This window comes from Kitasatospora sp. NPDC091257 (assembly GCF_044757675.1).
GTDB classification, from domain to species: Bacteria; Actinomycetota; Actinomycetes; order Streptomycetales; family Streptomycetaceae; genus Kitasatospora; species Kitasatospora lactacystinica.
The window spans coordinates 1-2,578 of the sequence record NZ_JBIVVI010001241.1 but is presented as its reverse complement, the minus strand read 5'-3'; the positions used below and the strand labels follow the sequence as shown (position 1 = coordinate 2,578).

Genomic DNA, 2,578 nt, shown 5'->3' with positions numbered 1-2,578 from the left:
ACCCCCGGCGGCATCACGCAACCCCGGCCGGCGCCCCGTCGGACGGTGTCGCGGCGGCCGCCCCGCGCTCGGCCGGACGGGTGAGCACCGGCATGCCGCACCCGCCGTCGGCCGCTGCTCGGGCACGATCGTTCAGCCCAGCTGTGGCCGCCCTTAAGAATTCCTCGATGGACCGCACCCCCTCCGACCAGGCAGATTTCTGCCTGCCCGGAGTGCGACCGTCAGGAACGGCCGAACCGGGCCCCTCGGCCTGCCCGACCCCCGAAGGCCGTCCCCGCGCACGTCAGGAGCCGTTGCCGTGAAGGCACTCGTCAAGCAGCAGGCCGAGCCCGGCCTCTGGATGATCGATGTCCCGAAGCCCGAGATCGGCCCCGGCGAGGTGCTGATCAAGGTGCTGCGGACCGGCATCTGCGGCACCGACCTGCACATCCGCAAGTGGGACGGCTGGGCCCAGCAGACCATCAGGACCCCGCTGGTGCTGGGCCACGAGTTCGTCGGCGAGGTCGCCGAGCTCGGCGCCGGCGTCGCGGACATCGCGGTCGGCGACCTGGTCAGCGGCGAGGGCCACCTGGTCTGCGGCAAGTGCCGCAACTGCCTGGCCGGCCGCCGCCACCTGTGCCGCAACACCGTCGGCCTGGGCGTCAACCGTGACGGCGCCTTCGCCGAGTACGTGGCGCTGCCCGCCTCCAACGTCTGGGTGCACCGGGTGCCGGTCGACCTGGACGTGGCCGCGATCTTCGACCCGTTCGGCAACGCCGTGCACACCGCGCTGTCCTTCCCGCTGGTCGGCGAGGACGTGCTGGTCACCGGCGCCGGTCCGATCGGCATCATGGCCGCCGCCGTCGCCAAGCACGCCGGCGCCCGCAACGTGATGATCACCGACGTCTCCCCGTACCGCCTCGACCTGGCCCGCCGGGTCGGTGTGACGCTGGCGCTCGACGTCTCCGAGCACACCATCGAGGAGGGCCAGCAGAAGCTGGGCCTGCGCGAGGGCTTCGACGTCGGCCTGGAGATGTCCGGCCGTCCCGAGGCGATGCAGTCGATGATCGCCAACATGACCCACGGCGGGAAGATCGCCATGCTCGGCCTGCCCGCCGAGCAGTTCCCGGTGGACTGGGCCTCGATCGTCACCTCGATGATCACCATCAAGGGCATCTACGGCCGCGAGATGTTCGAGACCTGGTACGCGATGTCCGTGCTGCTGGAGGGCGGCCTGGACCTCAGCCCGGTGATCACCGGCCGCTACGCCGCCACCGACTTCGAGGCCGCGTTCGACGACGCCGCGGGCGGCAACTGCGGCAAGATCATCCTCGACTGGACCGCCTGAGCCCGCCCCAGCCCCGCCGAACTGCTCCCGCCGAACTGCTTAAGGAGACCGCAGTGTTCGACAACGTGCGTGCCGACGTCGCCGCCACCCTGGACGAGATCCGCGAGGCCGGCCTGTTCAAGCCCGAGCGGGTGATCGGAAGCCCGCAGAGCGCCGCCGTCACCGTGACCGGCGGCGGCCGCCCGGGCGAGGTGCTGAACTTCTGCGCCAACAACTACCTCGGCCTGGCCGACCACCCCGAGGTGCTCGCCGCGGCCAAGGACGCCCTGGACCGCTGGGGCTACGGGATGGCCTCGGTCCGCTTCATCTGCGGCACCCAGGACGTCCACAAGGAGCTGGAGGACCGCCTCTCGGCCTTCCTCGGCCAGGAGGACACGATCCTCTACTCCTCCTGCTTCGACGCCAACGGCGGTGTCTTCGAGACCCTGCTGGACGACCGCGACGCCGTCATCTCCGACGCGCTGAACCACGCCAGCATCATCGACGGCATCCGGCTCAGCAAGGCCCGCCGCCACCGCTACGCCAACCGTGACCTGGCCGACCTGGAGAAGCAGCTCCAGGACACCCAGGACGCCCGCCGCCGCCTGATCGTCACCGACGGCGTGTTCTCGATGGACGGCTACGTCGCCCCGCTGCGCGAGATCTGCGACCTGGCCGACCGCTACGACGCCATGGTCATGGTGGACGACTCGCACGCCGTCGGCTTCGTCGGCGCGGGCGGCCGGGGCACCCCGGAGCTGCACGGCGTGATGGACCGCGTGGACATCATCACCGGCACCCTCGGCAAGGCGCTCGGCGGCGCCTCCGGCGGCTACGTCGCCGCCCGCCGGGAGATCGTCGCCCTGCTGCGCCAGCGCTCCCGCCCGTACCTGTTCTCCAACTCGCTGGCCCCGGTGATCGCGGCCGCCTCGCTCAAGGTGCTCGACCTGGTCGAGAAGTCCAACGAGCTGCGCGAGCGGCTCGCGGCCAACACGGCGCTGTTCCGGACGCGGATGACCGAGGCCGGGTTCGAGATCCTGCCCGGCGACCACCCGATCGCCCCGGTGATGATCGGAGACGCGGCCGAGGCCGGCCGGCTCGCCGAACTGCTGCTGGAGCGCGGCGTGTACGTGATCGGCTTCTCCTACCCGGTGGTGCCGCACGGCCAGGCCCGGATCCGGGTGCAGCTGTCCGCGGCGCACTCCACCGAGGACGTCGAGCGCGCCGTCGCGGCCTTCATGGACGCGCGCGCCGCCCTGGAGGGCTGACCTC

At 71.6% G+C, this 2,578-nt stretch carries 2 protein-coding genes; both read left to right on the top strand.

Annotated elements, in window-relative coordinates:
- Positions 1–298: 298 nt before the first annotated feature.
- The gene (gene tdh / locus ACIQOV_RS36785; protein ID WP_380538282.1) at positions 299–1,327 is read left to right on the top strand and encodes an L-threonine 3-dehydrogenase; all 1,029 of its coding nucleotides are present in this window, start codon (positions 299–301) and stop codon (positions 1,325–1,327) included.
- A 53-nt stretch (positions 1,328–1,380) separates the two neighbouring features.
- Positions 1,381–2,574 carry a glycine C-acetyltransferase gene (locus ACIQOV_RS36780; protein ID WP_401055147.1) on the top strand — a complete coding sequence of 398 codons (1,194 nt, stop codon included), beginning with the start codon at positions 1,381–1,383 and terminating at the stop codon, positions 2,572–2,574.
- The last annotated feature ends 4 nt before the right edge of the window (positions 2,575–2,578 follow it).